Source organism: Pararhizobium polonicum, from assembly GCF_001687365.1.
In the GTDB taxonomy this organism is placed as follows: Bacteria; Pseudomonadota; Alphaproteobacteria; order Rhizobiales; family Rhizobiaceae; genus Pararhizobium; species Pararhizobium polonicum.
The window spans coordinates 119,779-145,586 of sequence record NZ_LGLV01000014.1 but is presented as its reverse complement, the minus strand read 5'-3'; the positions used below and the strand labels follow the sequence as shown (position 1 = coordinate 145,586).

The following is a 25,808-nucleotide window of genomic DNA, read 5'->3' as shown; positions in this document are numbered from 1 at the left end:
AAATGAACAAAGACCATGTCTCCAATATCCGGGAAGTTGCGGCGCTGGCCGGGGTGTCGACTGCGACGGTGTCGCGTGCCTTGCAGCAGCCCGACAAGGTGCGTGCCGAAACGCGCAAGAAGGTGTTCGACGCCGTTGAGAAGATCAATTTCAGTCCGAATGCCCATGCGCGCAGCTTTCGTCAGCAATCCAACCAGACGGTTATTCTTCTGGTGCGCGACATCGGCAACCCCTTCTATCTCGAAATCTACAAAGGGGTCGAAGAGGCGGCGAGCGATGCCGGCTACAAGGTGCTGATGGGCGACGCGCGCAACGATGAAACCCGTGTTGCCAACTATATCGAGATGGTGCGGCAGAAACAGGCCGATGGTCTGATCCTGATGACGGGGCATTTCCCGGAGGAACAGGCCAAACGGCTCGATCTTCTGCCGCCGATCGTGCTGGCATCGGAAACGGTGCCTGGCCTCGATTTGCCAACCGTCAAAGTCGACAACAAGACGGCATCGAAAGACGCTGTGCGTTATTTGATCGATGCTGGACACAGACGCATTGCCCACCTTGCTGGCCCATTGCCAGAAAACCTGGCTGCTGACCGTTTCGAAGGTTACCGGCAGGCGCTTGCCGAGGCAGGTATCGATTATAACGAGGATCTGGTCACGAGCGGAGATTACAGTATCGAAGCGGGCCGCCATGCCGTGCTCGGCATGCTGTCGAAGAAATCGGCCTTCACCGCCATTTTTGCATCGAGCGACCAGATGGCTATCGGTGCGATCAGTGAATTGCGAAGCCACGGCCTCGCCGTGCCGGATGACGTGTCGGTGATAGGCTTCGACGATATCATTTTTGCCAATGCCATCGAGCCGCCATTGACCACCGTGCGCCAGCCCCGCCGGGAAATGGGGCGGCAGGCGATGGCGCTGATGGTGGAGCGCCTGAACGGCCAGAAGACCAACGAAACAATCGAACTGAAAACGGAACTGGTCATTCGTGGGTCGGTTGCGCCTTGCGCGCCCGGGCGCAGCCAGACGTGATGAAGAGGAAACTTCCATGAAGACGATCAAGGGCCCGGCGATTTTTCTCGCGCAGTTCGTCGGCGAGCAGGCACCTTTCGATACGCTCGACCATCTCGTCGGCTGGGCTGCATCGCTTGGCTACAAGGGTGTGCAGGTGCCGACTGATCCGAATCTGTTCGATCTTGAGAAGGCCGCGGCATCGAAGGGCTACTGCGACGATATCAAGGGACGCCTGGGCGAACACGGTATCGAAATCACCGAGCTTTCCACGCACATTCAAGGGCAGCTGGTCGCAGTTCATCCCGCTTATGATGAGATGTTCGACGGGTTTGCGCCCGCGCATCTCAGAGGCAGGCCGCGCGAACGCCAGGAGTGGGCGGTCAACCAGCTCAAATGTGCTGCAAAGGCATCGCAGCATCTTGGACTGAAAAGCCATGCGACCTTTTCCGGCGCGTTGGCCTGGCCCTTTATCTATCCCTGGCCGCAGCGGCCGGCGGGTCTGGTGGAGCAGGCGTTCTCGGAGTTGGGCAAACGATGGTCGCCTATTCTCGATGCCTTCGATGAGAGTGGCGTCGATCTCTGCTACGAGCTGCATCCGGGGGAAGATCTGCACGACGGCGTGACATTCGAGCATTTTCTCGACGCGACCGGCAATCATAAGCGGGCAAACATTCTCTACGATCCGTCGCATTTCGTGCTGCAGGCGCTAAATTATCTCGATTTCATCGACATCTATCATGACCGTATCCGGGCGTTTCACGTCAAGGATGCCGAGTTCAATCCGACCGGACGCTCGGGTGCTTATGGCGGATATCAGGGCTGGATCGACCGGCCTGGCCGCTTCCGTTCGCTCGGCGACGGTCATGTGGATTTCGGCGCGATCTTCTCCAAGCTGAGCCAATACGACTTCGACGGATGGGCAGTGCTCGAATGGGAATGCGCCCTGAAGCACCCGGAAGACGGCGCACGCGAAGGTGTACAGTTCATCACCGATCACATCATTCGTGTCACGGATCGCGCTTTTGACGATTTTGCCAAAAGCGGTGTCGACGATGCGGCCAACCGTCGCCTTCTCGGTTTGTGAAAGGGTAAATCATGAGTGGAAAATTCAACAGCCGTCGTATCCGTCTTGGCATGGTTGGTGGGGGGCAGGGCGCCTTCATCGGTAATGTTCACCGGATCGCTGCTCGGTTGGACGACCGCTACGAGCTGGTCGCCGGTGCACTCTCATCGGACCCGGCCCGCGCAGCGGCTTCGGCGCAGGAACTCGGCATTGCCGAAGACCGCTCCTATGCCAGCTTCAATGCGATGGCGACTGCAGAGGCAGCCCGTGACGACGGCATCGAAGTTGTGGCCATCGTTACCCCGAACCACCTGCATTTTGCACCTTCGAAGGCCTTTCTGGAGGCGGGCATTCATGTGATCTGTGACAAACCTGTCACCGCGACCATGCAGGAAGCGAGAGAGCTCGCCACGGTCATCGAGAACACCGGCAAGCTTTTCATTCTCACCCACAATTACACCGGCTACCCGATGATCCGCCAGATGCGGGAGATGGTGGCGGGTGGCGCCATTGGCAAATTGCGGCATGTGCAAGCCGAATATGCGCAGGACTGGCTGACAGAAGCAGTCGAGGCCACTGGTGCCAAGGGTGCGGAATGGCGCACCGATCCGGCGAGATCGGGCGCTGGCGGAGCGATCGGCGATATCGGCACGCACGCTTTCAACGCTGCGGCTTTTGTGACGGGCGAGACGCCGGAACGGCTTCTGGCCGACCTGACTTCGTTTGTGCCGGGCCGCAAGCTCGACGACAGCGCCAACATCCTGCTGCGCTATGCCAGCGGCGCAAAGGGCATTTTGTGGGCAAGCCAGATTGCGGTGGGCAACGAGAACGCGCTGTCCCTGAGGATCTACGGCGACAAGGGCGGTCTGGAATGGCACCACCACTCCTGCGACCAGCTTTTGTTCACCCCGTATGGTGAACCCACGCGATTGATAACCCGCAATGGCGCAGGTGCCGGCGCGGCCGCCAACCGGGTCAGCCGTGTACCATCCGGCCATCCGGAGGGGTATCTTGAGGGTTTTGCGACGATTTACCGCGAGGCCGCAGACACAATCATTGCCACGAGGGAGGGAAAGAAACCGGCGGAGGGCGTGACTTATCCTGGAATAAGGGAAGGCCTTGCGGGGCTTGCCTTCATCGATGCAGCGGTTGAGTCCAGCCGCACGTCGTCCTGGGTCAAACTCGACATCTAGCCGCAGGAACACCGGACAGAGCAGACATAACAGAGGGCACACAAACGGATCGCAGCCGTTTGGCTCCACATCATCGGGCGGCCGGCATGGATAGGCCAGCTGTCACGGATCCATCAAACGGAAAGAGGAGTAAATCGTTTGAAATCTCTTAAAATGAAACTGTCGGGCATCGCAGTCATGCTCGGATTGGCAGCTGGTTTTGCAAGCCCGGCTTTGGCCGACGAGACCAAATCGCTTCCGATTGCAGCGCAGATGTACACTCTGCGTGACGCTGGAACGCTCGAGGAGCAATTCGCCATTCTCAATCGTGCGGGTGTTTCCAATGTGGAAACCGTCGATATGCAGAAGGTCAGTACCGAAGAACTGAAAGCGCTGCTCGAAAAGCACAAAATCAAGGTGATTTCGTCGCATGTTCCCATCGATAAGCTGCGCGGCGACCTCGACGTCGTGATCGCCGAGCAAAAGGCTGTCGGCAATAGCGTGGTAACCGTGCCTTTCCTCAAGCCGGAACAGCGTCCAACCGACGCCAACGGCTGGGCCGCCTTCGGAAAGGAACTTGGTGGATATGCCGATAAACTCGCCGCACAGGGTGTAGGCATGGCCTATCACAACCATGATTTCGAGCTGGTCAAGTTCGACGGCAAGACAGCGCTAGAAATCCTGCTCGATGCGGCTGGACCCGCGCTGCAAAGCGAGCTTGACGTCGCCTGGGTCGCACGCAGCGGCAATGACCCGGCCGAGTTCCTGAGCCATCTCGATGGCCGTCTCTTTGCAATCCATGCCAAAGACAACGCTCCTGCCGGCACGGCCGAAGTTGAGCGTGGTTTTGCAACGCTTGGAACTGGCGTGCTTGATTGGAAGACCATCCTGCCGGCAGCTGAGAAAGCTGGAGCCAAGTGGTTCATTCTCGAGCATGACATGCCGATCAATGCCGAGGATGTTCTGACCAAGGGCAACGCCTTCCTGACTGAGCACCTGCCTGCAAACAACTAAGACATCGGTACTCCCTCGGCTCTTTTCGCTGAGGGGGTGCCCCCGGCATGGGGATAATATCCCCGTGCTAGCTGGAGAGCGAAGAGTTGGCCGCAGCCAGAGGGCCGTAGGTACTTCGCTTATGGAGGTAAGCAGACTGGTTCGCCAGTGGCTTATGGTTACAATTGGAGGTGTCATCTTGGCAGACAATCATTACGATGCAATCGTCGTCGGTTCGGGCATTAGTGGCGGCTGGGCCGCAAAAGAACTAACGGAAAAAGGCCTCAAGGTTCTCCTGCTGGAACGTGGCAGAAACATCGAGCATATCAGCGACTATCAGAATGCCGATAAAGAGGCTTGGGATTTCCCGCACCGGAACCGTGCGACGCAGGAGATGAAAAAGAAGTTTCCGGTCCTCAGCCGGGATTACCTGTTGGACGAAGCGACGTTGGGCATGTGGGCCAACGAACAGGAAACGCCCTATGTTGAGGAAAAGCGTTTCGACTGGTTCCGTGGTTATCATGTCGGCGGCCGCTCTCTGTTGTGGGGACGTCAGACCTATCGTTGGTCGCAAACGGACTTCGAAGCCAATGCCCGGGACGGTGTCGCTGTCGATTGGCCGATCCGTTATGAGGATATTGCTCCCTGGTACGACTATGTCGAACGCTTTGCTGGTATTTCGGGTAGCCGGGAAGGTCTGGATATCCTTCCAGATGGGGAGTTCCTGCCGCCAATTCCGCTGAACTGTGTTGAAGAGGATGTCGCGCGCCGGCTGAAAACAGCTTTCGGCGGAAAGCGTCACCTGATCAATTCGCGCTGCGCCAATATTACCCAGGAATTGCCTGATCAGGACCGTGTACGCTGTCAGTACAGAAACAAGTGTCGGCTGGGCTGTCCTTTCGGCGGCTATTTCAGCACCCAATCCTCCACCCTTCCAGCGGCGGTCGCCACCGGTAACCTCACGCTTCGTCCATTCTCGATCGTCAAGCAGGTGATCTATGACAAGGACCGCAAGCGGGCGAGCGGTGTCGAGATCATCGATGCCGAGACAAATCTCACCTACGAATACACGGCTGACGTCATCTTCCTCAATGCGTCGACATTAAACTCGACCTGGATATTGATGAATTCCGCGACGGACATCTGGCCGGACGGTCTTGGAAGCAGCTCCGGCGAGCTCGGCCACAACGTTATGGATCACCATTTCCGTATGGGGGCGACCGGAGAGGTACAGGGATTTGAAGACACCTACTTCAAGGGGCGCCGCCCGGCCGGATTCTACATCCCGCGGTTCCGTAACGTCGGAGACGACAAGCGGCACTATTTGCGCGGCTTTGGTTATCAGGGCTCGGCCAGCCGGACCCGCTGGGAACGGGAAATCGCCGAACTGAATATCGGCGCCGACTACAAGAACGAAGTGCTTCAACCGGGCGGTTGGACCATCGGCATGACTGCGTTTGGAGAAATGCTCCCTTATCACGAGAACCAGGCGAAACTGGATCGCGGCACGACCGATAAGTGGGGTCTGCCCGTGCTTTCGATGAATGTCGAGATGAAGCAGAATGAGCTCGATATGCGTGAGGACATGGTGAATGACGCCGTTGAGATGTTCGAAGCGGCCGGCATTAAAAATGTGAAGGCAACCCGTGGCAGCTACGCACCTGGCATGGGTATCCATGAGATGGGTACCGCACGCATGGGACGTGATGCCAAAACCTCGGTGCTGAATGGCAACAATCAGGTCTGGGACGCTCCCAATGTGTTCGTCACTGACGGCGCCTGCATGACGTCATCGGCCTGCGTCAATCCATCTTTGACCTATATGGCTCTTACGGCGCGTGCTGCGGATTTTGCAGTTGCAGAGCTCAAGAAGGGGAACCTGCGATGAACAGACGTGACTTGTTAAAGCTGATCGCCGCTTCAACCGGCATGTCTTTGATTGGCGGCGGCGTGATTAGCGCGCAGGAGCCCGCCAACAAGACAGCAGATGTCAACGCTGCGTTCAGCCCAGCTGATATACAGAAGCTGGACGAGGTGGCGGAGACGATTATTCCGCGAACCGACACCGCCGGGGCAAAGGACGCAGCGGTTGGGGCCTTTATGGCCGTGTTCGTCGCGGATTGCTACACGCCGGAGCAGCGGGAAATTTTCCTCTCAGCTCTGCCCGACATCGAGCGGCGTAGCCAGGAAGGCTACAAGAAAGAGTTGTTGCAACTGACGCCAGAGGAACGGCATGAACTTGTCGTAGCGTTGGACAAGGAAGCGCGGGCCAGCGCCACAACGGACAAGCCGCATTACTTCACCATGATAAAGCAGCTCACCCTCATGGGCTTCTTCACCTCGAAAATCGGGGCGACCGAGGTCCTAGCCTACGACGAAATTCCGGGTGGTTTCGAGGCCTGCGTTCCCTATGTGAAGGGCAAACCCGCCTGGGCGACAACCTGAGCCAGACACCGAGTCGACCCGCGCGTCTGTGACGGGCGGGTCGACTTCGCAACTGTTTCCGAGACATTGAGGACTTGAAAATGCGCAATATTGTTAGGATAGCCGCTGCAATGCTCGTGCTCAACGCCGTGCCGGCGTTGGCGGATGGGGATGCGGCCAAAGGTGAGGCGCTGTTCAAACGGTGCAGTGCCTGTCACGCCATCGGCGAGGGTGCGAAGAACAAGATCGGCCCTCAGTTGAACGGGGTCGTTGGCCGGACGGCCGGCACCGCGACGGACTATAATTATTCGAACGCCATGAAGGAAGCTGGCGCTGCCGGACAGATTTGGACGATCGAGGAATTGCGAGATTTTCTTTCAGCGCCCCGTAAAAAAATTCCTGGAAATAAGATGGCGGTAGCCGGGATAACCAAGCCAGACGATCTGGAGAACTTAGTTGCTTACCTTCAGATGTTTTCAGGTGGGAATTAAAGGAAAAGTGGATGGTTTGGTTGAATTCAGCGGTCTAACCGGCGACCGCAACGGTATATTTTGCCTGTCTCAAAGATTTGTGATCAAAGCATTGTTCAGTGTTCTAACCCTGTCGCCGGGATCGCCGTTCCTAAATTATTTGGCAACCGCGAACATCGACATATTCCTGGCCTGAACTTAAAAGCCGGCCAGCGCTTCGAAAATCGCACTGGTAACGGCGCCCAAATTCAGATGTCGTCGCGTTCCATGAGATGTAAGCATCCGGTGAAGCCTGCGATTACCCACATCTGAGTGCCGCTGCTGTTTCAGTTCCAAGGCGAATGTCTGTCAGCCGGCTGAGGCTGCGCCAGACGATCGTATTTGCTGGTGGCGGGTCTGATGTTCTTGCAAGGTAACCGCCTAAACGAGCGAGCTTGGTGAGAAAGAAGTTTAGAGCGTTTCCTCATTTGTCTGAAACATTGCTGAATCCGAAATCGGTTTTGATGTGATTCAAGATGCTGGTTGGAAGGAGGCCAACATCGGATGACGCAGCCTTTATCGAATGACCTTCGCGAGCGCGTTGTTGCGGCTGTCTTGAATAGCGAGAGCAGTCGGACGGTGGCGGCACGCTTCGGCGTTGCCGTCTCGTCCGTGGTGAAATAGTCTCAGCGCCATCGCACAACCGGCTCGGTTCAACCCGGCAAGTGGGCGGTCACCGCAAACGCGTTCTGGAACCGCACCGCAACTTCCTTATCGAGCGTCTTACGCAGAACCCGCACCTGACGCTGCATGGTTTGAAGGACGAACTGACCTCACGCGGCATCACCGTCTCCCATAACACGATCTGGCAGTTCATCCGGCGCGAGGGGCTGGGCTTCAAAAAAAACACTGTTTGCTCTTGAACAGGCCCGCGCCGACATTGCCCGAAGACGTGAGCGATGGAAGGCTTTGCGGCATCATTTCGCCCCTGAGCGCCTCGTCGTCATCGATGAGACCTGGATCAAGACCAATATGACGCCGATCAGAGGCTGGGGGCCGAAGGGCAAGCGACTGCGCGCCTTTGCTCCCCATGGTCACTGGCGCACGCTGACCTTTCTGGGTGCTTTGCGTTGCGACCGGCTGACCGCCCCTTGTGTCTTCGATGGACCGATCATTGGTCAGTGCTCCCTTGCCTATGTCGAGCAGCAACTTGTACCGTTCCCAAACCCGGCGACATCGTCATCATGAACAATCTCGGCAGCCATAAAGCGGCGGCTGTGCGCCAGCTCATCCAGGCGGCCGGCGCACGGCTCTTGTTCCTGCCGCCATACTCACCAGATCTCAGCCCGAGCGAGCAGGCCTTTTCCAAGATCAAGCACTGGATGCGGCTCGCACAGAAGCGGACCATCAAGGACACATGCCAACACGTCGGAACACTGGTGCAAACCATCCAACCAGAAGAATGCGCAAACTATCTCAGAAATGCAGGCTAGGCTTCCATCAAAACATGAAACGCTCACACCTCGATACGCGTAAACATGCTCCAAAGATGTTGGGCAAGCGGTGGCAGTTCGGTGTTGCTGAGTTTTATCAGACCCAGCGTACGGCTGATCTTCGTGTCTTCGAAGGGGACGGCGACGACGCGCTCGTAATTGGCCGCCCAGATACAGACCTGGGGCACCACCGCGACGCCCAAACCTTCGTTGACCAGCGATAGCGCCGAATTCACATGCTGAACCTCGTAGGCCCAGTTTATGCGCATGCGGGATTCGGCAAGCCGCAGATCCATGAGCATTCTGAGGCCGGCACCGTGACGGGCGGCGATGGTTCGTTGCTTGCTGACTTCGTCCCAGCTTACCTCGCTCCTCGATGCGAAGGGATGATCGTCCCTAACAGCGACGATAAACGGGTCTTCCATCAGTGGTTCGAAATCGATTCCACTCTCGTTCTTGCCCATGTAGCTAATGCCAAAGCTGATCTCTTGCTGGTAGAGAGCATCGAGCAGTTGAACCGCCGTCGCATCGACGATCTTCACCTGCGCCGAAGGGTAGCGGTCAATCACGGTGTTGAGGACCGGAAGCAGGACCGTGCGCAGAGCGGACGGAACACATCCGACGCGGATCAGACGCGAATAGCGATGCCCCTCGCCGCGCATGGCGAAAAGCATCTCCTCGACATTAGACAGGATATCCTGGGCCGAGCGGAAAAGCTCCTTACCCGCAGGCGTCAGTTTCACGTCGCGCGTGGTTCGAACGAAAAGCTGAACGTTGAGGCTTTCTTCAAGCTTCTGGATCCGTCTGCTGAGCGCGGACGGCGAGATGTGCAGCGTATCAGCAGCAGCTTTGTAGTTGAGTTTCCGTGCGACCTCGGCGAAAGCGTGGAGATCATCCATGTTGAGATTTATACGCATCCGGCACTTATAGAAGCTATATTGCCGTCATGACAAGATCGTGACCTTCAATGCAGCTTGTCGTCGATCATCAAGCCTGCGGATCGCTGCAGAACCTTTCCCGTCCGATAAAGATCTGTCCTGCCGATCACTGTGAAAGAGTCTGAAAAGGCGTGATGTTTCGCAGCGGCGGCAATATTTCGCCGCGCATGTTGCCGATGCGGTTGCAATGACTGTTGCGCCGTTTGCAATTCCAGCTCGTGGGCATGTTGCTATACCAAAACGCATCAAATTGGTGTCGCATACGGCGCGAAGGCCGACGCGACGTCTCAAAGGAATGATGCATGATCGACGGCGCTTTTGACCTCAAAGACAAAACGGCGGTCTGCGGCGTGGGCCTGAAAATAGGTCCGACGCCCGGCAGTACCGAACTCTCTCTTGCCGGCGATGCGTTCAAGCTTGCCTTGGAAGATAGCGGACTGAGGGCCAAGGATATCGATGGTTTTATCGCGCCGTCCTTCGGTGCCGACTATGATCGCGTGCTCGAAAGCTGGGGCGTGGATGTCCGCTTCGCGTTCCAGGGTTGGACGCATGGTCGTTTCGTTTCTCCGACGCTGCAGCACGCCGCCATGGTCGTGGCAAGCGGCCAGGCGAAGGCGGTCGCGGTGGTCTTTGCCCGCAAGAAGAGACAGCACGGCAATACCGATCAATGGGAAATGTGGCGCCAGGGGCAGGGGCCGCATGGCGAAAGCCCGGCCTATGGCGCGGTCGCTCCCGTCTTCGGCGCGGCGATTTCCATGCAGCGCTATTTTCACCTTTATGGCGGCTCGCCGGACGCGCTGGCGCCCATCGCTATCGCGGCTCGCAAACATGCGGCGCTCAATCCCATCGCCCTCAAGCAGGAGCCGATGGATCACGCAGCCTACGTCAATTCGCGCTGGATCGTCGAGCCGCTGCGTCTTCTCGACTGCTGCCTCGTCAACGAGGCCTGCGCCTGCGTAATCGTCACCTCGGCGGAGCGGGCGCGCAATCTTGCAAAGCCGCCGGTCTATATATCCGGGGTGCAGGGCGTTCACGCCGGCCCGCAATATCACAACCTCGCCCTTCCCGGCCTCGGCGTGGCGCAGCAGAAAGTCTTCCGCTTTGAGCCGCAGGCCGCCGACCTGCACGCCCATCGCATGGCCGGGGTCACCGCGAGGGATATCGATGCTGTCATGACCTATGACGCATTCACGCCGCTCGTACTGTTCGGACTGGAGCGGTTCGGCTTCTGCAAACCGGGGGAAGGTCTGGACTTCATCCGCGATGGTCGCATCGAACTCGGCGGGGAACTGCCGGTGAACACGTCAGGTGGCCTTTTGTCGGAGGGGCATGTCTCCGGCTGGAACCTGATCATCGAAGCGATACGGCAGGCTCGCCACGAATGCGGTGCGCGGCAGGTCAAGGACCTCGAGATTGTGCAGTACGGCGGCTTCCTCGGCGAAGCGATTATTTTCAGGAGATAGAAGATGGCTGACCCACGGGTTGACGAAAAAACGGGACGGTATCTTCCCATCATCCACGACATCGAGAAGCCCTATTGGGAGGCGGCAAAGCAACATCGCCTCGTTCTGCAGAAATGCGGCCATTGCGGGCATGTGCGTTATCCGATCGGCCCCCTTTGCTCCGAATGCCTTTCCGACGAGGCCTCCTGGGAGGAGATGTCGGGGGCTGGCGTGGTGCACAACTACGTCATCTATCACAAGGGCTGGACTGACTATCTCAAGGCGAAGACGCCCTATGCCGTCGTTCAGGTCGAACTTGCGGAAGGCCCCCGACTGACGACGAATATTCTTGGCCTGCCGGCGTCGGAGGTTCGGATCGGGATGCCGGTGAAGGTCGTCTTCGAAGACGTGACTGGCACGATAACGCTCGTGCAGTTTTCAGTGCAGGTGCAGGAGGCAACACAATGAGTGAGACCACGCACAAGGGTCCGTTGGCCGGCATACGCGTTCTCGACGTCAGCATCATGGCGGCCGGTCCATGGACGACTGCCATCCTCGGCATGCTGGGGGCAGAAGTGATCAAGGTCGAGCCGCCGGCAGGCGACGGCACCCGCTGGGCATTGCCGACGCAGCGCGGCATGGGCACGAACTTCATCGCCATGAATGTCAACAAGAAGGACATCATGCTCGACCTCAAGACGGAGGAAGGTGCGGCTTACGCCAAGGCTCTGGCGGCGGACTGCGATGTTTTTGTTCAGAACTTCCGGGTCGGTGCGATGAAACGGCTAGGCCTCGACTACGATGTCCTGAGTACGATCAATCCGAAGCTCATCTACTGCTCTATTTCCGGCTTCGGCCACATGGGGCCGCTTGCCACGGTAGGCTGCGGCGACCCGATCATGCAGGCATTCTCCGGCTTTGCGGCGCAAAATGGGGCCGAAGGCGATCTTGCGGAGTCTTTCCGCTTCACCGGTTTCCTCGACCTGTCGACAGGAGCGATCGCGGTCCAGGATATCCTTGCGGCGTTGGTCTGGCGGCAGGAGACTGGCCGGGGGCAGGATATCAATCTGTCGATGCTCGAAGCGGCGATGGAAATGCAATTCACCCGCATCTCCGAACTTTTTGGAGCCCAACAGGCATCCTCGCCTTCGGGCAGCGCCAATCCGGCCTTTGCGCCCGACCGCGCCTATATCGCCGAGGACCGGGAGATTTTCGTCAGCGTCACGCGTGCCAGGCAATGGCAGGCTCTCTGCAAGGCGCTCGAACGCGAGGATCTCCTGTCCGACAACCGGTTCGTCAACAACCGTGCCCGATGCGCGAACCGGGACGCTCTGGATGAGATCCTCTTAGGCATCTTTGTCCACAAGCCGTCCGTCTGGTGGCTGCGGCTTTTGAAGCGAGCCGGCATTCCCTGCGTCGTCGCGCATGATTACGAAAGCTTCCGCTATCACCAGCAGATCGTCGAAAATGAAATGATTGCCGAAGTGCGGACCGCGCAATGGGGCGACGTCTCGGTCGGGGGACTTCCCTGGCATTTCGAAGGAACACCCTGCAGCGTCCGGGCGCCATCCGAACCGGGCGCCGATACCGATGAAATTCTTAGGCCACTTTCGGACACAGCACCTGCTTTGTTGAAGGATATCGCATGACCAACCTTTCCAATCTGATCGTCGTGGAAATTGCCGAAGGCATCGCTGGGCCGCTGGCCGGCGTCCGGTTGGCCGATCTCGGTGCCACAGTCATCAAGGTCGAGCCTAATGAAGGCGATTTCATGCGCGAAGCCTCTCCGGCCAAGGTTGGCAGCGACATGAGCGCGGCATTTTTCGAACTGAACCGTGGCAAGAAATCGGTGCAGCTGGGCGAAAAGCTCGAACAGGCGACCGCTGCCGTGGATGCGCTCCTCGCGAAAGCTGACGTCCTGATTCTGGATCGCAGCCAGGAAGAGATCACTGCCCTCGGCCTTGAGGATGTTACTAATCGTTTTCCTGGCCTGATCGTCGTCGATATCAGTCCCTGGGGTCGCAAAGGTCCGATGGCGGACCTGCAGGGCTCGGAACTGACGGCTCAAGCCATGGCGGGTTATACCCGCTATCTCGGGCGACGCGGTTTGCCGGCTCGGCGGCTCGGCTCTGATGCCGGTTCGATAGGCACAGGCATTTTTGCCGTGCAGGCGGCGCTTTCGGCGCTGCTCCACAGGAACGACGGGGGGCGTGGCCAGCGGATTAGCGTCTCAATTCTGAATTCCTTGCTCAGTATGAAGAGTATCCATCTGGCTGCCCAGTCCGATCCGGACGCCTACAAAGGCCCTCGAGTAGGCGGTCCGCACGAGCCCGTGGAGCAAGGCTGGAAGACTGCAGACAAGCCTATCTATTTCGCCTTTGGCGGTTCCGTCGGTGCGACAGGACGTGCCGGCTGGGAGCAGTTCGTTGAAGAAATGGGCATGTCGGAACTGCTCAGCGACAGCCGCTTCGATAAACGTGGCAAGGCCTCGACCGGACATGGCAGCGAGGCAATCCGCTTGCGACCGGTTTATGAAAAGTATTTCGCCAACAAGACCTCCGCAGAGCTGGTCGCGTCCATGCACAAGCACCGCGCCAACGCCGCCGTCTATGCAACCGCGGTTGAGGCGCTGGAGCATGAGCAGACAAAGGCGCTCGGTATCGTGGTGGAGGTGCCGGATCACGGCGGGCAGACCAAGGTCCGGGCGTTTCCCGGAGCGTTCTCAGACATCGTCGTGGAACTCAAGGGCGATGCTCCGGCGCTGGGTGCCGACACCGGGACGGTGCTTGCCGAACTGGGCTTTACACCTGAGCAGCAGCGCGCCTTGCAGACGGCGGGCGGGATTTTCGGGGTTGCAGCATGAACGACGCATCCGCAACCTGGTCCAGTTCCGCGCCCTTTTCCGACTTCCTCGGCATAAAAGTTCTCAGGGAGGAGGGGGGCGAGGTGGAAATCTCCCTCCGCTCCCGCCCGGAACTGACGAACCGCAAAGGCGATATTCACGGAGGCGTGCTGGCCTCCCTCATCGACTTGGCCGCTAGCAGAGCGACTCGCAGCCTCGGAGAATTGAAGGGGGTCTCGACGGTAACCCTGCTGACCAATTACATCGCACCGGCGCAGGGTGATATCACCATTCGCGCCACCGTTCTGAAAGCCGGGCGCTCGACCTCCTTCGTCGATGTGAGGATTTGCAACGCTGACGGCGATCTGGCTGCGACAGGCAGTATCACCCTGCGCATTATAAGGTAACTCCAATGAGCGAGACCCGCATCCTGGCGGAATTCGCCACGGAACTCACGTTCGAAAATATCCCTGCGGCGACCCGTGCTCAGGCAAAGATCGTCTTGCTCGATGGGCTTTCATGCCTTCTCGCTGGTTGCGACGGACCGCTTGGCCGCAGCGCCGGAAAGATGGTTGAGGAACTGGGGGGCATTGAACAGGCAACCTCGTTTGCAAGCGGACGCCAGCTAGCGACGCGGGACGCTGCTTATGCCAATGCCATGGCGCTTTACAGCGTCGGCCTCAACGACATCCACAAACCTTCCGGTACGCATCCGGGCGGCTGCATCATTCCGGCCACCTTGGCTATGGCAGAACAAGAGCGGGTATCAGGTGCCGATCTCCTGACTGCACTTGTCGTTGGGTATGAGGTCAACGGACGGATCGGTCGCGCAGTCAAACAGGGGCACCGCAAGCGTGGCTTTCACCCCACCGGCACCTGCGGGAGTTTCGGATCAGCCGCCGCTGCCGCAAAGATTAGACGTCGCAATCAGGAAGGCCATTTGAATGTCCTCGGCATTGCAGGCAGCCAGGCTTCCGGGCTTTACGAGTTTCATCAGACCGGTTCGACGACCATGGTCTATCATGCCGGGCGGGCGGCACAGAACGGTATCGAAGCCAACATGCTCAACGATGCCGGGCTGACCGGACCGCATTCCGTTCTGGAGGGCATCCAGGGATTCTTCGTGGCAATGTCTTCCAGTGCCGATACCATTGAAATCTCGAACGGCCTCGGCAGAAAGTTCATGATCGATGAGACCAGCCTTCGTCCGAATTTCGGCTGCAACTCGACAAAATCGACCTCCATTGCACTCGCGGATATCCTGAAGTCGGAAAAGATTCCGGTGCGGGATGTCGCCAGTATTGAAATCAGCCTCAACTCCCTGCCGGCGCGTGACAACGATATCCCGCTCATTGAAAGCCTGATCGATGCACGCCTTAGCGTCCAATATAACGCGGCGCTGGTGCTGGCGGCAGGCAATGTCGTGGTTCGCGATGTGACTGAAGCGGACACCCTCGATCCTGCAATCTTGTGCTGGATGCCAAAGATCATCGTCAGGCCTGACGACGCGCTTTCCCGTTATGCTTGCCGGATCAGAGTCGCGCTGGACAACGGGCGAGTGTTTGTCGGTCAAGACGCAGGTGCCCGCGGCGATCCCTCCGATCCACTCGATTGGCGCCAAGTGTCACACAAAGCAGCAAGCCTGGTGAACCTAAACATCAACAATGCACATTTCGCTCGCCTGGCGGCCATCATTCAGAACATCGAGGCCTATGATGTCGCAGGTCTTGTTACGGCACTCGCTGCGATCCGCTCTCAGGAGGCAGCGAGCCGGGGGGCATGATTTTCAAAAGCATGGTTGGGGGGACCTGGGATATGAGCAGGCTTTTCGCGAAGATTGCAAAGGATGAATTGGCGCTCGGAGTCTGGATCAAGGGTGGACCGCATCTGGTGACGACGCTGGCCAGGGCCGGTTTCGATTTCGTTCGGCCGGACATGATGTTTTCGGCGCTGGACTGGAAGGAGCTCGACCACGTCTACCGCACGGCGGAATCGGTAGGGATGGCAACGTGGCTGCGTATCCCGTCCAATCTCTGGCTCGGTGGCGAAACGGCGCTGCAGGTCACGGTCGATGCCACACGCATTCAGCCTCGGCGTTCCGGTCGTTCACGTTTCGGTGGCCTCGGCGGTTCGGGTGCGGGCGCTGGTCGATGTAGCTAAGGACTGGCACCGCTCGGGCGCTGGCGAGTATCCGAACTCCAGCGAGACATTTTCCGGCCAGCGCGAGCAGGTCATCGAAGAAACGGTGGTCGTGCCCGCGATCGAGAGCAAGACGGCAATCGACCAGATCGATGAAATTCTCGAAATGCCGAGGCTGCGTGCCATTCAGTTTGGGAGCACCGACCTCAGTAAAGAAATCGGTTATGCCTTTCAGTACGAACATCCGGCCGTATGGAAAGCCATCCGCGATATCAGCGACAAGGCGCGCTCGCGCGGCATTCTGGTTGTCGCCAATACTGGCTATGACTTGACGACGGTTGATGCCATCGCTGGGCGTGTCGGACGGCTCTACGACCACGGCATGCGCGTCGTGTTGATGCAGGGAGCCGAATTCCTGCTGGAAACATTGACCAAGCCGTTGGTGGAGCAAATCCACCGTTCGAGATAAACATGTCGGGGGATGCCTGGGCGCGGTGAAGCCTTTCTATGCTGAATTATGACGGTGCCAGCTGAGCATTCGGGCCGACAAGGGCGTTCCAGAACTCTCTGGCCAGCGGCCTCAATGGCTGGCCGTGCCGTTTGAGAACACCAATCCGCCGCTTGATCTCCGGCTCGATCAGGCCGACTGCCACCAGATTTGGGTTCTTGCTCTCCTCGTAAATGGATTTCGGCACCGCGGTCACGCCAATACCAGCTTCCGCCATCAACAGCGCGGTATCGGTATGGCGCACTTCGTGGAACCATTTTAACGTCACACCTTCCTTTGCCATGGCACTATCGATGAGAATCCGGATCCCGGACTCCCGGACAGGTCCGATGACCCTCTGGGCGAGTAGTTCGCGCCACGAGACGTTGTTGCGGCCAGAAAATTCATGCCCTTTTCTCATCGCCAGGACGAATGTCTCTTCGCGCAAGATTACGCCGTCCAAGCCTTCGGTGTGGCCATCCAGGTACCCGACGCCGACATCCGCATTGGAGCGCAGCACGGCGTCATTGGTTTCGTTGGAGGACAGGTCGGATATGCGGATTCTGGCATGAGGGTTAGCCCGCAGGATATCGTCCTGAATAACGGGAATAAGTTCCCGGATGACGGACGGTACACAGGCGATCGTAAGTGTCGGAGAACGGAAATTCGGGACGCCCTTGAACGAGGCTTGAACTTCGGAAAGTGTTTCGACGATCTCGCGTGCACGCGAAAAAAGCTGTTTGCCGGCAAGGCTCAGTTTAACCTCGCGCGTCGTGCGTTCGAACAGCTTGCATTCCAGCGCATATTCCAGTCTCTGCACCCGCCTTGTCAGCGAGGAGGGTGACACATTGAGCTCTTCGGCCGCTGCCGCATAGCTCAATCGTTCAGCGACGGCCAAGAAAGCGACAAGCTCGGAAATTTCGTAATTAATGCGCATACTGCAATCATTTGCATAAATATTACCGTTTTGCAATGAATTCCGGTCCCGATCAGAGAGTTTACGCCCGTCAATCCATACCTGAGAAACGTGCGGCAAGCTTTGACCAGGCTTGGTTATGCCTTGCCCGTTTGGCCTTTCGGCAACGGCAATTTCAATATCTGCAGTAATCTATAAAAAAATCCATGATATGACAATTATCGAGGCAATGCTTAGCTACTGGCTTGAAGGAGTTTAGCCATGACGAACGTTACACCCCTTATCATCGGCATAGGAGGAACGCTCCGGCCGGAGTCGTCGTCGGAGCGTGCGCTTCGACTAACCCTCGACGCAGTTGAGGCACGCGGTGGTCGTGCCGTGATGTTTGCCGGGCAGGACCTGGATGCGCCAGCGTACGATTTCGGTGCGCCGCTCACGCCCAAAATGCATGCATTGATCGAGGCTTTGCGCGTGGCAGACGGCGTCGTTCTTGCATCTCCGTGCTATCATGGCGGCATATCCGGACTTATCAAGAATGCACTGGATTATACGGAGGAGATGAACAGGGATGTCCGCCCATACCTCCACGGCCTCGTGGTCGGCTGCATAGCGACAGGTGCTGGTCATCAGGGCCCGGGAATGGTGCTCAGCTCGCTCCGCAACATTGTGCACGCCTTGCGCGGCTGGCCGTGCCCTCTCGGCGTGGGGATCAATACCGCAGAGGTGAATTTTACGAGCAACGGTTGCTCCGACCCCCGCGTCGGCTCGCGCCTGACAGCTCTTGCCGATCAGGTATGCGATTTCATCAGACTGCCACAGCTCGGCCGCGAACGGACACCCCAAACCCTGGCCATGTCAGCATAATCGACTGTGAAAACCCGAACGACGACAAAGGCGGCAGTGATGCCGCCTTTGTCGTTTCGATCAGCTCCACATATTTGGACCGAAGCTTTGGACTCAATTCGGCGACCGGTAGCTCAGTGTGTTCGCCGCTCTCTCGTTTCGTCTGCCGACGACACCGGACTTCAGATGGGGAGTTCCATGCGCATCACAGCGGCATGGAGATCACCCAGCTCGGTGTCGCTGATCGGCAGACGCGGCGCCCGCAGTTTACCCGAAGGCAGACCAAACTTGTTCATAAGCGGTTTCATCGACCGCATCGAGCTTCCGCCGTTGTAAAGCGTATAGGCCCGTTCGAACTCCATGAGCTTCAGGAAAGATAGACGGGCCTTGTCGTAATCTCCGCATGACCAGCCGTCGATGACGGACTGTACGAGACGCGGCGTTAGGTTTCCTTCTCCACCCATGAATCCGTTGCCGCCCATGGCGAGCACGGAAAGCCCGTTGCCAGGCCCGGCGCAGTGCACTTCCATACGGTCGCCGAGGCGTTCGATCAATTCCGCAAGGTATGGAATGCTCGGACCGCCATAGGCTATGCCGACGAGGTTGGGAAAGCGGTTGGCCAGCTTTTCGATCAGAGCGGGTGGAACGTAATAGCCTGCAGCATGGTGGCTGGAGAGATAGACTGGAAGGGAGACGGAACCGATGGTGGTGTTATAATATTGCTCCAGTTCGGCGATGCTCGGTTTCGAGCCATGTCCGATATCCAGGGAAAAGATCTGGGCCGCATCCACGCCAGCCCGTTCCGCGGCGCGCAAGAACTCGACCATTTCGTTGGCCGTGCGGGGCTCGCAGCCCATCGCCCGGCAGGGCACATGGCCCTTTAGCTCCTCGACAGCGATAGCCAGAACGCGGTCCCGCTCCGCGACCGACAGAGAGTAGCCTTCGCCGCTTCCGCTGCCACCCACATAGACGGATACGCGGGCTTCCTTCAGCCTGCGCAAATGGGTGCGAAACGCCGGTTCGTCCAGTTTAAGCTGATCGTCGAACGGCGTGAGGCTGACGACGACGACACTAAGTTTCTTAGGCATGTTTCCCTCGGAAGGTTTAGATTTTGGAATGACTCGCCCACACGTCGCAAATTTCGCTCGTGGTCACGACCGGCGTGATCCAGCTCTGCAGGAAAGACAGGCTGCGTTCATGGGACTCGGTGCTGTAAGCTCCGCAAGCGTCCGCTGCGACGACGGGGTAATAACCGTAAGAGGCCGCGTGGCGGGCGTTGAACTCGATGCCGATATCCGTTGCGACGCCGGCAAAGATCACCGTTTCGACCTTCAGCGTTTTCAAACGCAGATCGAGCGGCGTATCGACGAAAAGAGACGGCTGGCTTTTCTCAAGGACGATGTGATGCGGAGCCGGCTTCAATCCTTCCAGAAAGTCGGTATCAGGCATTCCGGGCTGCATCGTTGGCTTCAACAGGGCGATATCGTCAACTTTCTGTTTCTTCATGAGGAAGAGCAAAAAGGGGCCGGTGGTGTATTCGATCAGCGGCAGGATATGCCGGCTCCAGATCACCGGTACACCTACATTGTCGGCAGCCTCGATCAGGCGCAACGCGTTCTGCCGCACCTCATCCACATTATAGGCCTTGCCCGCTAGACCGTTCTGCAGATCCCAGAGCACGACAGCAGTCCGCCGCTTCGCTATAAAATCCTCCAGGTTTCGAGGGAGGTCCGGAAGACTGGATTTATGAATTTTCAATGTCGTTTCCTGTCGCGTGGTTGCTTGAATGCGCGCACCATGGGTCAAGCCTCTGCTGGGTGGAAGCGCAGTTGAAGCAACGACAATTCCAGTTTCTGCACTAATGGGTAGATCGATTGCCGCCGACGGGAATCCGCTTGTGGAAATAGCGAGTGCCAGGTCGGATCGGATGCCGATAACGCAATTATGAACCAGTTTTCATGCTAGCCAGGGTCACCTGCCGCCCCGTTCATTGCTACGCGAAATGATGCCTGGATATTGTCCCGTTTTGCGCACCAATTGACCCGATAATTAGACTTAATGTTACGGGCCGGCACCGATAGAACCGTCTTCATAATGCGGCACGTCAGGCTAGATTGCCTTGGGTGCCGCGTTTGTGACAACCGGGAGGGTTTCATGAAAAAAATATCCGGAATGATCGCTATGGTGGCGGTCGGCGTTGCTTTGCATCCGTCCATTGCGCATGCGCAAACCATCGACCCCGAGCTTGAGGATGCCTGGGCGTTCATGCAGGAGCAGATGCCGGGCGTTCCTTATGCGCTTCTTACCGAAGCCTGCAAGGAAGGCGAAGTGATGATCTATCATGGCAGCTGGCAGGATGCCGAAGATGCCCAGATCGCGGGGTTTACCGCGCGCTTTCCCTGCATCCAGGTGAGAAAGCAAGGTGGCGGCATGAGCGATATTCGCGAGCGTTATCTCGCGGAATTCCGGGCAGGTCAGCGTATCGCCGATCTGGTCCAAGACAGCAATTCCAATGTGCTCGACAACCACGCGAAGGCTGGCTACCTGACGAATTACGTCATTTCTAACGACAGTAAGTTCAAGGACAACACGAAGAGCACCAGCAATTGGTATTCCATGCGCCGTGGTATGGCAGGCATAGCGTGGAACACAGATCTGGTGACCGATGCGGAAGCTGCCAAGCTCAATGAATGGAAGGGGATTCTCGATCCGCGCTGGAAGGATGTCGCAGCCGTCGGTGACATTTCCGCCGGTGGGGTGGCCTATCTACCTTTCTATGCATGGCGCAAGCTTTATGGCGACGACTTCATCAAGCAACTCGGTAGCTTGAACATTCGTAATATCGGCGGCACCAATAATGCGGCTGCGGCTTTGGCTTCCGGCGACGTGCAGATCGTCTTCAATGCCAGCGAAACGGCTCTTGTTCCGCTGCTCGAAAAGGGCGCCCCGATCAAATGGACACTGCCGTCTCCCGGTGTCGGTCCTTTGACGGGACAGGCCGTGACGGGCAACGCTCCCCATCCCAATGCCGCCAAGCTCTATCAGGAATACTCTTTCACCACCGAAGGATATGCGCTCTTCCAGAAGCTGGGCGGTGTCCCGACGATGACGGGGGTCAAGGATGCGCGCGATGTGGCAGCGGAGCCCTGGTACAAGGTTCCCACACAGATCTTCGAATATTCCGAAGAGGATGCAACCGCAGCCGTGAAGGACGTGGTTAAGCTGTTCAACGAGAACGTTGCTGCCGGTCGCAGATAGCTCTCGCCAAAACCGTGACCGCGGAGGAGGGCTCTGCGGTCACCTTTCGAATTTGTGGAGTCCTTATGACCATTCCCATGATTGCAGACAGCAAGCCAAGGTCGGCACGTTTCAGTTTCGCGAGTGAGATAACAGTGCAGACATTGATGTTTCTGCTGACGTCTCTTCTGATCTTTGCCCCGCTGATCTACCTGCTGATAGGCTCCTTCAGCTCCGAGGTCATTGGGCATCCAGATGCGCATCCGACTTTGGACAACTGGATTACGGTCTATACGTCCCCGCTCTACATCACGGCCTTTCTGAACACTATTTCCCTGTCCGCGGTGACTTCTGTTGTGTCACTCGTCGTCGGTGGGGCAATGGCCTGGGTCGTTGCACGCACGAATGCGCCGGGCAAGGATACGCTTGCTCTGCTGATTGTCATCCCCTTGATGCTGTCGAATACCATCACCACGTTGTCGTGGATCGCACTTGCCGCACCGAATGCGGGATTCATCAATGCAGCCGCGCGTGCCCTCTTCGGCGTCAACACAATCTTCAATATCTACTCGTTCGGAGGGATCGCTCTCGTTCTCGTGACGCACTATGCATCCTTCGCATTTGTCGCGATGTATGCGGCCCTTCGTTCCATCGACGGCTCACTGGAGGAAGCATCCGCCATGGCTGGCGCCGGTACCTACCAGACTGCATGGCGGATGACGCTTCCGTTGGTCTGGCCGACGATCATATCCTCCACCCTGATCATTTTCGTTCTTGCAGCCGAAAACTTCTCCGTGCCGACGCTTCTTGGTGCGCCATTCAATTTCCAGACGCTTCCCGCTCGCATATTCTACGACATGACCGTCGAGCCATCGAAACCGACGCTTGCCGCGGCCGCCGGGACGATGCTGCTGTGGATTGCCTTGCTGGGGACATTCTGGCAGCGCAAGACCATAGCCAGGGCCAAGAATTACGTGACAATCACCGGCAAGGGCAGCCGTCCGCGCATCGCGGAACTGGGCAGAACCGGCAAGGCGGTCTGTTCCGGCGGCCTCGTCCTGTTTGTCCTGATCGCTGTCGTCATCCCATACTGCGCTCTGGTTCTGGGATCTTTCCTCAGTTTTCTCACGCCTCGCCTGACGATGAAGCTCCTGACGCTGGACAACTATCTGCGGCTGTTTACCCCTGATACCTTCGTTGCGACGCGGAATTCGCTGCTCTATTCGGTGTTCGGCGGGCTATTCATGACCCTATTCTATGTGTTTCTGGCCTATTGCATCAAACGGTCCCACGGCACTTCAGGTCGTCTGATGGAGTACGCGGTCATCGTGCCGACGGCCATTCCGGGCTTGGTGCTGGGCCTGGGTATCCTCTGGACTTTCGTCGGGTTGCCGTTGCCTATCTACGGCACGGCCGCGATCCTGATCATCGCCTACCTCTCCAGAAATGTCGGCTACGGCGTCCGGCAGTCACGCGTCGCGCTGGTGCAGGTTTCCGATGAGTTGACGGAAGCGGCCCAGATGAACGGCGCAACGGCCATGCGGGCGTTTCGTGACGTGACCGTTCCGATCCTGCAGCCCGTCCTGCTGGCGCTGTGGACCATGCTGTTCATGAATGTCTTCACCGAACTCGGCCTGACGATCCTGCTCTACAACTATAAAACGGTGACACTGCCGATTGCGCTGTGGAACGACATGGCGTCGGGACACCAGACACGCGCTTTCGCCATCGCAGTCCTTCAGGCTGTGATCATTTTCACCATCATCTTTGCCGCCAACTGGCGGTGGGGCATCCTTAAAAACACGCTCGATAAGTAAAGCCGGGAGGCAATTTATGTCCAAAGTCATTGAAGTTAGAAATCTGTCGCGCGTATTTGCCGGGCGTGCCGCCGTCGATAATGTCTCCTTTGATGTCGATGAAGGTGAAGTCCTTGTCATCGTCGGTTCAAGTGGGTGCGGCAAGACGACGACGTTGCGCTGTATCGCCGGGCTGACCGAGCCGACCTCGGGCACCGTCACCGTCGATGGGAGGATGATGGTCGGTCCCGGTGTCTTCGTGCCGCCGGAGAGGCGTGGCATCGGCATGGTGTTCCAGAGTTATGCTCTCTGGCCGCACAAGACCGTGGCGGAAAACATTGCCTACAGTCTGGTTGTTCGCGGCACAGCCAAGGCCGAGATTGGCAAAGCCGTCGATCGGGCTCTTGCGCTGGTAGACCTGAAAGGAATGGGCGACCGGTATCCATCCTCGATGAGTGGCGGGCAACAGCAACGTGTTGCGGTGGCGCGGTGCGCCGTCTCTGAACCCCGCGTCCTCCTGCTGGACGAGCCTTTGAGTAATCTCGACGCAAAACTGCGTGAGCAGATGCGCGAAGAACTGCGCTATCTCATCACGAAGATCCGCAGCACGGCAATTCACATCACGCACGATCAGACCGAAGCGATGGCCTTGGCGGACCGGATCATCTGCATGCGTGACGGCAAGGTCGAGCAGGTGGGGTCGGCACGCGATCTTTACCGGCGCCCCGCGAGCCGGTTCATCGCGGATTTCATCGGGATCAGCACTTTTCTTGACGGAAAATGTCTCGAGAGAGGACTGGACGGCAGCTACCGGATTGTGCTGACCAATGGCGATCAGCTTCTCTCGTCCATTTCCACGTCTGTGGGCTCCGGGAGCAAAGTGACCGTGGCGATCCGACCGGAGAATTTCAACCTCTATGCACGCAGGCCAGAGGGCACCAATGTTCTGGAAGGGATAATAAGCTCCGGCATCTTTTTTGGGGACCATATCGAATATTCGATCACCTATGGTGGGGTGATCCTCAAGGCGCGAAGCCGGCTCGATTTTCCGGTTGGCGCAGCCGTGTTCGTGCAGGTCAATCCAGACGATGTTGTTTACTTTGGGCAACAAAGTGCCGCTGCGGTAGCCGCTTAGATTTGCCGCAATGAATACGCGTCAGTCACACCGCTCCAGCGTGTTCGGTTAATTCATCACGCGGATGCCGTTCCTTTCCGCGCTCGAACTTCGGCTGATCGCACGCGCTGCGCGCTATGACATCTGCAGCACCGTGAGTGGGAATACTCAGATTAAGGAAGGTGTAGAAGATGCAAGAGAGACCGCATGCTGAAAGAGCGCTTTGACTACAGAACTATCCTCTGTGTCCTCCTGAGTGTCGCAGCAGGTTTTTTTGGTTCCTATTTCCGTCTTCCGCTCGCCTGGGTGTTGGGGCCACTCCTTGTCACTGCAGCTTTTGGCATGGCAAACATCTCCGTCTTCGCGCCACTGGCGGGGCGACGGCTTGGGCAACTGATCATCGGCGCCTCCGTTGGGCTCAATCTGACGGCCACCGTTCTGGTCAGCCTGACGGGCTGGCTTCCGCTGCTCTTTGTGACGGCGCTGATCGGCATCCTGTTTGCGGCCGCAATCAGCGTCGCTTTCGCGAGAGTTGCCAGGATCGATCAGGCCACAGCCTTTTTCGCCATGATGCCGGGTGGCATGTCGGAAATGGCGAATATCGGCGCGACAGAAGGTGCCCGCCCCGAGCCGATCGCGCTAAGCCAGGCATTACGGGTTGCTCTCGTCGTATGCCTTTTGCCGCCCTTACTCATCTTTTTCGGCGATTCGGTCGATCTCGGCGCCTGGGCTGCAAAGCCACAGGTTTCATGGGGCAGCTTGCCGTTCGTCCTTGCCGCGGGAGGGATAGGCACGATCGTTTTTCGCTGGATCGGATTTCAGAACCCCTGGATGGTTGGATCGTTGATCGGAGTTGCCGCCCTGACCGCAGCAGGGCTGGTCGCCGGCCGGTTGCCGCTTTCCCTTGTCAATGCCGGTCAGTTCTTTCTTGGCATCGCGATCGGTGCCCGATTCAAAGGCGATATCCTGCGTCACCTTGCCCGCCTCAGTGCCATCAGCATGGCTTTCACCCTGTTCCTGACCCTGCTGATGGCGGCCTATTCCCTCATGGTGACGGCGTTCGCCGATATCAGCTTTTCCGACATGATGCTGTCGACTGCGCCGGGAGGGTTTGCGGAAATGGTGATTACGGCGCAGGTGCTGCACCTTCACGTCGCACTCGTCACTGCGTTCCACATTATCCGGTCCATTCTGCTCAACGGACTGGCGCTGCACATCTGGGCATTGCTGAATCGGATCGGGTTCTTTGCGCGTGTCAACGCAATCCTGCATCGGATTTCCTGAAGATCGGTTCCCTTACAAGTCTGCGTCGGATTGTTCCCATTTGTGAGCTCGATTTGCCTCGATTGTCCCGTTTCACGCAACAACTGCCCCGTAAAATATTATTCCGCTCATAGCCTTTGTCCGGCTAAGTGAAGACCTGAGGCTGTAGTGAAATGTCGCGTGG

At 57.9% G+C, this 25,808-nt stretch carries 24 protein-coding genes and 1 pseudogene; 21 read left to right on the top strand and 4 right to left on the bottom strand.

Translation table 11 applies throughout. From position 1 onward, the window contains the following. The first annotated feature begins 2 nt into the window (after positions 1-2). From ADU59_RS21670 to ADU59_RS29720, 8 genes and pseudogenes are all read left to right on the top strand, one after another. Positions 3-1,031: a LacI family DNA-binding transcriptional regulator gene (locus ADU59_RS21670; protein ID WP_068956424.1), complete on the top strand. Its 1,029-nt coding sequence runs from the start codon at positions 3-5 to the stop codon at positions 1,029-1,031. 16 nt (positions 1,032-1,047) lie between these two features. Then, positions 1,048-2,097 carry a sugar phosphate isomerase/epimerase family protein gene (locus tag ADU59_RS21665; RefSeq protein WP_068956422.1) on the top strand — a complete coding sequence of 350 codons (1,050 nt, stop codon included), beginning with the start codon at positions 1,048-1,050 and terminating at the stop codon, positions 2,095-2,097. An 11-nt stretch (positions 2,098-2,108) separates the two neighbouring features. Continuing rightward, positions 2,109-3,269, top strand: coding sequence for a Gfo/Idh/MocA family protein (locus ADU59_RS21660; RefSeq protein WP_068956420.1), 1,161 nt, complete (start codon positions 2,109-2,111; stop codon positions 3,267-3,269). Between the two features lie 153 nt (positions 3,270-3,422). Beyond that, a complete protein-coding gene (locus tag ADU59_RS21655; protein ID WP_425332043.1) occupies positions 3,423-4,262 on the top strand; it encodes a sugar phosphate isomerase/epimerase family protein in 840 nt (279 codons plus the stop codon). Between the two features lie 178 nt (positions 4,263-4,440). Further along, positions 4,441-6,129: a GMC oxidoreductase gene (locus tag ADU59_RS21650; protein ID WP_068956416.1), complete on the top strand. Its 1,689-nt coding sequence runs from the start codon at positions 4,441-4,443 to the stop codon at positions 6,127-6,129. After that, entirely contained in the window at positions 6,126-6,686 is a 561-nt protein-coding gene (locus ADU59_RS21645) for a gluconate 2-dehydrogenase subunit 3 family protein (RefSeq protein ID WP_068956414.1), read from the top strand. The genes ADU59_RS21650 and ADU59_RS21645 overlap by 4 nt, the downstream gene beginning before the upstream one ends. An 80-nt stretch (positions 6,687-6,766) precedes the next feature. After that, complete coding sequence (locus ADU59_RS21640; protein WP_068956412.1) at positions 6,767-7,156, top strand: c-type cytochrome; 390 nt, start codon at positions 6,767-6,769, stop codon at positions 7,154-7,156. A 522-nt stretch (positions 7,157-7,678) separates the two neighbouring features. Next, positions 7,679-8,607 (top strand): annotated as a pseudogene (locus tag ADU59_RS29720) (IS630 family transposase). A gap of 23 nt (positions 8,608-8,630) precedes the next feature. Here the strand turns inward: ADU59_RS29720 and ADU59_RS21625 are convergent. Beyond that, positions 8,631-9,506: a LysR family transcriptional regulator gene (locus tag ADU59_RS21625; protein ID WP_158515753.1), complete on the bottom strand. Its 876-nt coding sequence runs from the start codon at positions 9,504-9,506 to the stop codon at positions 8,631-8,633. A gap of 341 nt (positions 9,507-9,847) precedes the next feature. On the opposite strand from ADU59_RS21625, the gene ADU59_RS21620 reads away from it, so the two are divergent. The 8 genes from ADU59_RS21620 to ADU59_RS21585 are packed head-to-tail and all read left to right on the top strand — an operon-like array spanning position 9,848 to position 16,437. Beyond that, a complete protein-coding gene (locus ADU59_RS21620) occupies positions 9,848-11,008 on the top strand; it encodes a thiolase family protein (RefSeq protein WP_068956408.1) in 1,161 nt (386 codons plus the stop codon). Between the two features lie 3 nt (positions 11,009-11,011). Further along, entirely contained in the window at positions 11,012-11,455 is a 444-nt protein-coding gene (locus ADU59_RS21615) for a Zn-ribbon domain-containing OB-fold protein (protein WP_068956407.1), read from the top strand. Continuing rightward, a complete protein-coding gene (locus ADU59_RS21610) occupies positions 11,452-12,636 on the top strand; it encodes a CaiB/BaiF CoA transferase family protein (protein ID WP_068956405.1) in 1,185 nt (394 codons plus the stop codon). The genes ADU59_RS21615 and ADU59_RS21610 overlap by 4 nt, the downstream gene beginning before the upstream one ends. After that, positions 12,633-13,850, top strand: a complete 1,218-nt coding sequence (locus ADU59_RS21605; protein WP_068956403.1) for a CaiB/BaiF CoA transferase family protein — start codon at positions 12,633-12,635, stop codon at positions 13,848-13,850. The genes ADU59_RS21610 and ADU59_RS21605 overlap by 4 nt, the downstream gene beginning before the upstream one ends. Continuing rightward, positions 13,847-14,236 (top strand): PaaI family thioesterase, encoded by a 390-nt coding sequence (locus ADU59_RS21600; RefSeq protein WP_068956401.1) that lies wholly within the window; start codon positions 13,847-13,849, stop codon positions 14,234-14,236. Before ADU59_RS21605 ends, ADU59_RS21600 begins: the two co-directional genes overlap by 4 nt. Positions 14,237-14,241: 5 nt before the next feature. Beyond that, positions 14,242-15,612: an MmgE/PrpD family protein gene (locus tag ADU59_RS21595; protein WP_068956400.1), complete on the top strand. Its 1,371-nt coding sequence runs from the start codon at positions 14,242-14,244 to the stop codon at positions 15,610-15,612. A gap of 32 nt (positions 15,613-15,644) precedes the next feature. After that, the gene (locus ADU59_RS21590; RefSeq protein WP_139093205.1) at positions 15,645-15,989 is read left to right on the top strand and encodes an HpcH/HpaI aldolase family protein; all 345 of its coding nucleotides are present in this window, start codon (positions 15,645-15,647) and stop codon (positions 15,987-15,989) included. Next, a complete protein-coding gene (locus ADU59_RS21585) occupies positions 15,964-16,437 on the top strand; it encodes an aldolase/citrate lyase family protein (RefSeq protein WP_068956397.1) in 474 nt (157 codons plus the stop codon). The genes ADU59_RS21590 and ADU59_RS21585 overlap by 26 nt, the downstream gene beginning before the upstream one ends. Positions 16,438-16,483: 46 nt before the next feature. Here the strand turns inward: ADU59_RS21585 and ADU59_RS21580 are convergent, their stop codons facing one another. Continuing rightward, the gene (locus ADU59_RS21580; RefSeq protein WP_068956395.1) at positions 16,484-17,392 is read right to left on the bottom strand and encodes a LysR family transcriptional regulator; all 909 of its coding nucleotides are present in this window, start codon (positions 17,390-17,392) and stop codon (positions 16,484-16,486) included. A 240-nt stretch (positions 17,393-17,632) separates the two neighbouring features. Here ADU59_RS21580 and ADU59_RS21575 point away from each other — a divergent pair, with 240 nt between their 5' ends. After that, a complete protein-coding gene (locus tag ADU59_RS21575; RefSeq protein WP_068956394.1) occupies positions 17,633-18,235 on the top strand; it encodes an NADPH-dependent FMN reductase in 603 nt (200 codons plus the stop codon). A gap of 161 nt (positions 18,236-18,396) precedes the next feature. Here ADU59_RS21575 and ADU59_RS21570 read toward each other — a convergent pair whose 3' ends face one another. Both ADU59_RS21570 and ADU59_RS21565 read right to left on the bottom strand, forming a co-directional pair. Continuing rightward, a complete protein-coding gene (locus ADU59_RS21570; RefSeq protein ID WP_068956392.1) occupies positions 18,397-19,302 on the bottom strand; it encodes a dihydrodipicolinate synthase family protein in 906 nt (301 codons plus the stop codon). 16 nt (positions 19,303-19,318) lie between these two features. After that, positions 19,319-20,020, bottom strand: a complete 702-nt coding sequence (locus ADU59_RS21565) for a cysteine hydrolase family protein (RefSeq protein ID WP_158515752.1) — start codon at positions 20,018-20,020, stop codon at positions 19,319-19,321. Between the two features lie 348 nt (positions 20,021-20,368). On the opposite strand from ADU59_RS21565, the gene ADU59_RS21560 reads away from it, so the two are divergent. The 4 genes from ADU59_RS21560 to ADU59_RS21545 all read left to right on the top strand — a co-directional run bounded on the left by ADU59_RS21560 (position 20,369) and on the right by ADU59_RS21545 (position 25,645). Further along, positions 20,369-21,472, top strand: coding sequence for an ABC transporter substrate-binding protein (locus ADU59_RS21560; protein ID WP_158515751.1), 1,104 nt, complete (start codon positions 20,369-20,371; stop codon positions 21,470-21,472). Positions 21,473-21,606: 134 nt separating this feature from the next. Beyond that, positions 21,607-23,268, top strand: coding sequence for an ABC transporter permease (locus ADU59_RS21555; RefSeq protein ID WP_158515750.1), 1,662 nt, complete (start codon positions 21,607-21,609; stop codon positions 23,266-23,268). Between the two features lie 16 nt (positions 23,269-23,284). Beyond that, positions 23,285-24,382 (top strand): ABC transporter ATP-binding protein, encoded by a 1,098-nt coding sequence (locus ADU59_RS21550; protein WP_068956384.1) that lies wholly within the window; start codon positions 23,285-23,287, stop codon positions 24,380-24,382. Between the two features lie 186 nt (positions 24,383-24,568). Next, entirely contained in the window at positions 24,569-25,645 is a 1,077-nt protein-coding gene (locus ADU59_RS21545) for an AbrB family transcriptional regulator (protein WP_068956383.1), read from the top strand. Positions 25,646-25,808: the final 163 nt, after the last annotated feature.

Bases quoted from the DNA above. Each gene is read 5' to 3' on its own strand.
- ADU59_RS21580 (WP_068956395.1), bottom strand. From the start codon at position 17,392: ATGCGCATTAATTACGAAATTTCCGAGCTTGTCGCTTTCTTGGCCGTC.
- ADU59_RS21610 (WP_068956405.1), top strand. From the start codon at position 11,452: ATGAGTGAGACCACGCACAAGGGTCCGTTGGCCGGCATACGCGTTCTC.
- ADU59_RS21615 (WP_068956407.1), top strand. From the start codon at position 11,012: ATGGCTGACCCACGGGTTGACGAAAAAACGGGACGGTATCTTCCCATC.
- ADU59_RS21570 (WP_068956392.1), bottom strand. From the start codon at position 19,302: ATGCCTAAGAAACTTAGTGTCGTCGTCGTCAGCCTCACGCCGTTCGAC.
- ADU59_RS21600 (WP_068956401.1), top strand. From the start codon at position 13,847: ATGAACGACGCATCCGCAACCTGGTCCAGTTCCGCGCCCTTTTCCGAC.
- ADU59_RS21620 (WP_068956408.1), top strand. From the start codon at position 9,848: ATGATCGACGGCGCTTTTGACCTCAAAGACAAAACGGCGGTCTGCGGC.
- ADU59_RS21560 (WP_158515751.1), top strand. From the start codon at position 20,369: ATGAAAAAAATATCCGGAATGATCGCTATGGTGGCGGTCGGCGTTGCT.
- ADU59_RS21625 (WP_158515753.1), bottom strand. From the start codon at position 9,506: ATGGATGATCTCCACGCTTTCGCCGAGGTCGCACGGAAACTCAACTAC.
- ADU59_RS21640 (WP_068956412.1), top strand. From the start codon at position 6,767: ATGCGCAATATTGTTAGGATAGCCGCTGCAATGCTCGTGCTCAACGCC.
- ADU59_RS21545 (WP_068956383.1), top strand. From the start codon at position 24,569: ATGCTGAAAGAGCGCTTTGACTACAGAACTATCCTCTGTGTCCTCCTG.
- ADU59_RS21605 (WP_068956403.1), top strand. From the start codon at position 12,633: ATGACCAACCTTTCCAATCTGATCGTCGTGGAAATTGCCGAAGGCATC.
- ADU59_RS21660 (WP_068956420.1), top strand. From the start codon at position 2,109: ATGAGTGGAAAATTCAACAGCCGTCGTATCCGTCTTGGCATGGTTGGT.
- ADU59_RS21655 (WP_425332043.1), top strand. From the start codon at position 3,423: ATGAAACTGTCGGGCATCGCAGTCATGCTCGGATTGGCAGCTGGTTTT.
- ADU59_RS21670 (WP_068956424.1), top strand. From the start codon at position 3: ATGAACAAAGACCATGTCTCCAATATCCGGGAAGTTGCGGCGCTGGCC.
- ADU59_RS21665 (WP_068956422.1), top strand. From the start codon at position 1,048: ATGAAGACGATCAAGGGCCCGGCGATTTTTCTCGCGCAGTTCGTCGGC.
- ADU59_RS21550 (WP_068956384.1), top strand. From the start codon at position 23,285: ATGTCCAAAGTCATTGAAGTTAGAAATCTGTCGCGCGTATTTGCCGGG.
- ADU59_RS21575 (WP_068956394.1), top strand. From the start codon at position 17,633: ATGACGAACGTTACACCCCTTATCATCGGCATAGGAGGAACGCTCCGG.
- ADU59_RS21590 (WP_139093205.1), top strand. From the start codon at position 15,645: ATGAGCAGGCTTTTCGCGAAGATTGCAAAGGATGAATTGGCGCTCGGA.
- ADU59_RS21595 (WP_068956400.1), top strand. From the start codon at position 14,242: ATGAGCGAGACCCGCATCCTGGCGGAATTCGCCACGGAACTCACGTTC.
- ADU59_RS21645 (WP_068956414.1), top strand. From the start codon at position 6,126: ATGAACAGACGTGACTTGTTAAAGCTGATCGCCGCTTCAACCGGCATG.